Origin of the sequence: Kitasatospora sp. NPDC057542, assembly GCF_042801945.1 — a bacterium.
Taxonomy (GTDB): domain Bacteria; phylum Actinomycetota; class Actinomycetes; order Streptomycetales; family Streptomycetaceae; genus Kitasatospora.
In genome coordinates, this window is record NZ_JBHVFE010000502.1 from 1 (window position 1) to 6297 (window position 6297).

The 6297-nt window shown below is 74.3% G+C and carries 4 protein-coding genes and 1 pseudogene; 3 read left to right on the plus strand and 2 right to left on the minus strand.

Annotated features, from left to right (window positions below; genetic code table 11):
* The coding region (locus ACFU7Y_RS37835) for a hypothetical protein (protein WP_380771069.1) at positions 1-222 on the plus strand (222 nt) is incomplete at its 5' end.
* A gap of 163 nt (positions 223-385) precedes the next feature.
* Here ACFU7Y_RS37835 and ACFU7Y_RS37840 read toward each other — a convergent pair.
* Together ACFU7Y_RS37840 and ACFU7Y_RS37845 are read right to left on the minus strand one after the other, a co-directional pair.
* Positions 386-1669, minus strand: a pseudogene (locus ACFU7Y_RS37840) (SpoIIE family protein phosphatase); the annotation flags it as partial.
* 182 nt (positions 1670-1851) lie between these two features.
* Positions 1852-3237, minus strand: coding sequence for an NAD(P)/FAD-dependent oxidoreductase (locus tag ACFU7Y_RS37845; protein ID WP_380771072.1), 1386 nt, complete (start codon positions 3235-3237; stop codon positions 1852-1854).
* Between the two features lie 539 nt (positions 3238-3776).
* Here ACFU7Y_RS37845 and ACFU7Y_RS37850 point away from each other — a divergent pair.
* Positions 3777-4667: a TetR/AcrR family transcriptional regulator gene (locus ACFU7Y_RS37850; RefSeq protein WP_224284625.1), complete on the plus strand. Its 891-nt coding sequence runs from the start codon at positions 3777-3779 to the stop codon at positions 4665-4667.
* Between the two features lie 337 nt (positions 4668-5004).
* Positions 5005-6297, plus strand: a 1293-nt coding sequence (locus tag ACFU7Y_RS37855) for a sigma-70 family RNA polymerase sigma factor (protein ID WP_380771070.1), incomplete at its 3' end; no start/stop codon positions are given.

The window sequence follows — 6297 nt, forward strand, 5'->3', positions numbered from 1 at the left end:
GCCTTCCAGCGAATCCTCCGGGCTTCGTTCTTTCGTGTTTCCAGCTTATCAGATGTTTTCCGCTCCGTTTCCGGGGCTTCGCTCATCCAACTCGCTGGCGTCTTCCGGGGTTTGACGCCCCGTCCGACGTTTCAAACTCTAGCCGATCTCCGCTCCGAAAAGCGAATCCGACCGCAACCCGATAAAACGCACACGCCGAATACGCAGCAGGCCGCGACGTGAAAACGACGAAGCGACCCGGCCCGAACCGGGAAGTGGTGTTTCAGAGGATTGGCTGCCCCGGGACCGTCCGCGCAGACGCGTGTCCGGTGCTCCCTGCCAGGCAGCTCGAAGAACACTAGACCTTCGGCCTGGCCGAGTCAACCGGCGCAACCGAATTCTCGGTCCCCTCCTCCACCGGCAGCTGGAAGGCCAGGACGGCGACGTCGTCGTCGTGCTCGGAGGTCACGCCCATCGCCCGCAGCAACCGGGCGCAGATCACCTCGGGGGCACCGATCGCACCGGTCAGGGTGCGGGCCAGGAGGTCGAGGCCCTGGTCGATGTCCTCGTCGCGGCGCTCGACCAGTCCGTCGGTATAGAGGACACCGGTCGTACCGGGGAGCAGGCGCAGGGTGTGGGAGACGTGCAGGCCGCCGCCGGTGCCGAGCGGCGGGCCGTTCTGTTCCTCGCTGCGCAGGATGGTGCCGTCCGGGCAGCGCAGCAGCACGGGGAGGTGTCCGGCGGAGGCGTAGGAGAGGGTGCGGCACTGCGGGTCCCAGACGGCGTAGGTGCAGGTGGCGATCTGGTTGGCGTCGATCTCCATGGCGAGGCCGTCGAGCAGGCGCATCACCTCGTGCGGGGGCAGGTCGAGGCGGGCGTAGGCGCGGACGGCGGTCCGCAGCTGGCCCATGACGGCGGCGGCACGCAGGCCGCGGCCCATGACGTCGCCGATGACGAGTGCCGTGCGCTCGCCGTCGATGGCGATGACGTCGTACCAGTCGCCGCCGACCGCGGCCTCGGCGCCGCCCGGCTGATAGGTGGCGGCGACCCGCAGGCCGGCCGGCTGGTCGAGCTTCTGCGGAAGCAGGCTGCGCTGGAGGGTGACGGCGGCCTCGCGCTGGCGCCGTTCGGCCTCGCGCAGGCGGGCGGCGGCGAGGACCTGGTCGGTGACCTCGGCGGCGAAGATCAGCACTCCGGCGGGCGGTCCTTCGGCGGCATCGCAGTTCTCCCCGGTTCCGAGCGGGACGCAGGACACGTTGTAGTAGCGGTTGCCGGTGAGGCCGAGGATGCATCGGGCCTTGACGCTGCGCGGGCGGCCGCCGCGGATGACCTGGTCCATCAGCGGCAGGACGCCCATGCTGCCGAGTTCGGGGAGGGCCTCGGCGGCGGGCAGGCCGGTGGGGCGGTCGCCGAAGAGGTCGCGGTAGGCGCGGTTGGCGTAGCCGAGCTGGTGGAGCGGGCCGTAGGTGACGGCGACCGGAGCGGGGATGCGGTTGAGGACCTCGCGCAGGTTCTGCGGCTTCTGCGGGTCGAGGAGCTCGGCGCCGGCGGCGGGGCCGTCCGGGTCGCGGGGGCCGGGCACGACGACGCCGTCGGGGCAGGGCGCACCGTCCTCGGTGCCGGTCCCGTTGGGCGGGACGGCACGCCGGGGGACTCCGGTGAGCCGGGCGCTCCAGCGCATGAGGTTCAAACGACGGCCGCTTCCTCGTTTTCCAGGCATATCATCACTTTTTGTGTACGCAGCAGCACACGGGGTAATGACCAGGTCGGGCTGATCCTGTCAGGCGGAGGCCCGGTTCCGGAAGTCGCGCGCCCGGCGTGGCCGTCCGATCCGCCCTCCGGTCGGCCGCCGGCCCGGGTCGGCGGGTGCGGTCACCGGGGAGCATCCGGTCCGGCGTCGGACGGCCGTCCGGACCTCGGGTCGAACCCTTCCTCGAAGACCGAACGCGGGTGCTCCATCGCGCCCAGCGAGACCACCTCGCGGGAGAACACCCCGCCGAGCACCCAGTCCATCAGCACCCGCACGCGGCGCTCGGCGCTCGGCAGCCGTCGCAGGTGCCGCGCCCGGTGCAGCCACCAGGCCCGGCGGCCGGTGAGCCTGCCGCCGCGCCGGGTGTGCGCGACGGCCCGGTGCGGACCGAGCGAGGTCGAGCAGGCGGCGGGGCCGGGCCGGTAGTCGGCCAGGCCCGGGGAGTGCGGCCCGCCGTCCAGGGCCACCACGACGTTACGGGCGAGCAGTTCGGCCTGGGCGAAGGCGTGCTGGGCGTTGGGCGCGCAGGGGGCGCCCTCCGCGTTCGGGTCCGGGACGGCGGCGCAGTCGCCGGCCGCCCAGACGCCGGGCAGGGCGCGTCCGTCCGGTCCGACGGCCTGCAGGGTCGCCAGACATCGCACCCGGCCGAGGGTGTCCAGCGGCAGGTCGGTCTCGCGCAGCAGCGGGGAGGGCCGGACGCCCGCCGTCCAGACCAGGGTGCGGGCGCCGAAGCGGCTGCCGTCGGAGAGCGCCACGACCCGGTCGGCGGCCGACTCCAGGGTGGTGCGCAACCGGATGTCGACGCCGCGTTCGCGCAGTTCGCCGAGGGTGTGCTCGGCGAGTTCGGGCGACTCCTCGGCGAGGATCCGGCCGGTCGCCTCGACCAGGACCCAGTGCAGGTCCTCGGCGCGGACGTTGTGGTAGCCGCGCACGGCGGTGCGGACCATGTCCTCCAGTTCGGCGAGCGCGCCGACGCCCGCGTAGCCGGCGCCGACGAAGACGAAGGTGAGCGCGGACTGGCGCAGCGCCGGGTCGCGGGTGGCGGAGGCGAGGTCGAGCTGTTCCAGGACGTGGTTGCGCAGGCCCACCGCCTCGCCGACGGTGGAGAAGCCGAGGCCGTGTTCGGCGAGCCCGGGCACCGGCGCCGTGCGGGAGACCGAGCCGGGGGCCACCACGAGGATGTCGTAGGGCAGTTCGACGGGGGCGGGGGGTTCTCCCGGACCCGCGGCGTCGGCCAGTGCGCACCGGGAGGCGTGTTCGATCCGGGTGATCCGGGCGGTGAGCACCCGGCAGTCCGGCAGGACCCGGCGCAGCGGGACCACCACGTGTCTCGGGTCGATCGAGCCGGCCGCCACCTCGGCCAGCAGCGGATGGTAGGTGAAGTAGGCCTGCGGCTCGACGACGGTGATCTCCACCTCGCCGCGCCGCAGCCGTTCCCGCAGGGCGCGCTGGAGGTGGAGTGCGGCGGCCGTTCCGGCGCAGCCGCCGCCGGCGATCAGGATCCTGATGGTGCACCTCCTGCCGAAGCGACGTTTCGACCCGGCCCCGCGGCCGGGGGTGTCCCCCCATCACGCCCCCCTATGAAGGACCGGCGGGGGTCGTCTTGTCCACAGTCCGTACGGGGCTGGTTGCCACAGGAGTGACCGTCGTGGCCAGTTGTGCCTACTGGGCGACTTTCTGACGCACTTTCGGCCTCGGAGAGTGGTGAACTATGGTCGGATTGTGTACCGGGGCAGCCGTCGCCATGACAATCGGCGGCGACGCACCGTGGAGCGGCCATTACGGCCAGTTCCAGCGTTGGCGTGAGAACCCGACTGGGGGACAGTCATCCGGGGAAGGGTAGATCCCGGACAGGGCCCCGGACGGTGCCGACGCGCCGAGCCGGACGTGGACCCGGCACGGCGGCACGAACCGTGGTCACCGGAACGGGACGGGCGGCACGAGCAATGGGTCATCGGGTCATTTCTGACGGGCTGAGCTGCACCGGGGGGTGCAGGGGCGGGCGACGACAGGGTCCGGTTTCGGACGCCTGCGGGGGAGAGTTGGGATGATGGATCAGGAGCAGGTGTTGGGGCGGGCGGGTGCACCGCAGGCCGGACCGGGCATGGTCCCCGAGCAGCGTGGTCCGGTGGACCTTCCGCCGCAGAGCGGGCCGGCGCAGGTCGGAATGGTTCATGCCGCCGTCCCGTACCGGGCCGAGGCCGCACCGGCCGCCGCGCCGGTGCCCGGGGCCCGGCTGCGGGTGGACGCCCGGCGGAACCTGGAGAGCGTGCTGCGGGCGGCCCGCGAGGTGTTCGGCGAGTTCGGCTACGGCGCGCCGATGGAGGAGGTCGCACGCCGGGCCGGAGTCGGGGTCGGCACCGTCTACCGGCGCTTCCCGAGCAAGGAGGTGCTGGTCCAGCGGATCGCCGCCGAGGAGGTGGCGTGGCTGACCGCGCAGGCACGGGAGTCGCTGTACGGCGGCGCCGGCGCCTGGGAGGCGCTGGCCGGCTACCTGGCCCGCGCGGTGAGCAGCGGCGCCGGGCGACTGCTGCCGCCGGAGGCGTTCCGGTACGCGGAGGAACTTGGCCGGGTGCCCGGGCAGCGGGCACCGGAACCGCCCGCGGCGGTCCGCTTCGACCTGCGCGGCGAGGAGGCCCGCTCCGGCGGGGTGGTCGAGCCGTCGGCTGCCGACGCCGATCCCCGGCTGCTGCTCCAGCTGTTGGCCGCCCTGGTGGCGCGGGCCGGTGCGACGGGCGAACTGCGGCCGGGCGTCACGGTGTCGGACGTGGTGCTGGTGCTGACCGCCTCGGTGCCGGTGCACGCGGTCCGTCCGTCGGTCTCCGCGCCGACGGCCGGCGGTTTCTCGCCGATTTCTCCGCAGACGGACGGTCAGCCGGCCGCCGGGCCCTCGGACCGGCTGCTGCAGATCCTGCTGGACGGCCTGCGGGCGCGCTGACGCTCACCCGCCGACCGTCCGCCACGCCCGGCGGGCAAGGGACTTGGAGGGAAGACCGGCGCGCGGCCCGAGTGCGCGCGCCGGGCGTGGGAGTCGCACACCCCATCGCCGCACGCTGGGCGGACGCATCCGCGGCGGCCCCTCGGAGGAGTGGAAGGCGGCCGGTCCGGCTACCGCAGGCCCCTGCGCTATGCCATCCTTTGCCCGTGGTTGGAGCCAATGTCCCGATGCGCGCCGTTCGCGCGCCGTCGGCGCCGCACGCCGGGGAACCGAGCGCCTTCGCGCTCCCACGCGCCCTGCCACACTGCGGGGGCTGTCGTGGAATCTGGGGTCCGTTGTGAGCGCCGAGGAACAGAACGACTACGGGTACGGCCTCGACTTCGGAGGCCTCTCCGGTGATTCCGCCGAAGGGTCCGGCGCGGGCCCCTGCAGTCTCGGCAGTACCGGCGGAACGGCCCAAGTGCCGGGCGCCGCAGCGGGTTCGGCCGCCGGACACGTCCCCGACCAGGCCGGGATGCCCAGCCGCGAGACGCTCTCCGCCTCCGCCGCCGCGCTGCCCCCGGGCCGGGTGCCCGGGCAGGCCCCGGCGGGCCGGGGCGGTGTCGCCCCCGAGGCGTTCGTCGGCGAACCGTTCCCCGGCGACGGCCGGACCGCCCGGCCGACCGTGCCCGCCCCCGCCGATCCGGTGGACAGCGAGCGCCCCTCCTCCGACGCCGAGTTGACCGCCCGGGTGCGGGCCGGCGACGACACCGCGTACGAGGAGATCTACCGCCGGCACGCCGACTCGGTGCGCCGTTACGCGCGCACCTGCTGCCGGGACAGCTTCACCGCCGAGGACCTCGCGGGCGAGGTGTTCGCCCGCACGCTGCAGGCGCTGCGGGCGGGCAAGGGCCCCGAGTTCGCCGTCCGCGCCTACCTGCTGACCGCCGTGCGCAACGTCGCCGCCGCCTGGCACCGCAGCGAGCGGCGCGAGCAACTCGTGGACGACTTCGCCGTGTTCGCGCAGACCTCGGCCGCCGTGGTCGACGTCGACCTCGCCGACCCGGGCGCCGACGCCTGGGCGATGGCGATGGCCGACCAGCGGATGGTCATGCAGGCCTACGCCGAACTGCCCGAGGACGACCGGGTGGTGCTCTGGCACACCGAGGTCGAGCGGGAGTCACCGAAGACCGTCGCGGTGATGCTCGGCAAGACCGCCAACGCCACCGCCGTCCAGGCCCACCGGGCCCGCGACCGGCTCGCCGCCGCGTTCCTCCAGGCGCACCTCTCGGGCAGCCAGGACAGTGCCTGCGAGGCCTACGCCAACCGGCTCGGGGCGTACGCGCGAGGCTCGCTGCGCAAGCGGGCCTCGGCGGAGGTCGGACGGCACCTCAAGGAGTGCGACCGCTGCACGGCCGCCTGCCTGGAACTGAGCGAGATCAACACCGGGCTGCGCGCCCTGCTTCCCGGCGGTGTGCTCGTCTGGATCGGTGTCGGCGGGTTCAGCGCCGCCGCGGCCGCCGTGGGCGGTGCCGCCGCGGTCGGCGGTGCGGCAGCGGCCGGGACGGCCGCCGCGACCTCCGGCTCCTCGGGGGCCGGCGCCGGTGCGGCCGCCGGCTCGACCGGCGCGGCCTCCGGCGGGGGCGGGGGC

Coding starts and splice junctions, on each gene's coding strand:
- ACFU7Y_RS37850 (WP_224284625.1), top strand. CDS start 3,777: ATGATGGATCAGGAGCAGGTGTTGGGGCGGGCGGGTGCACCGCAGGCC.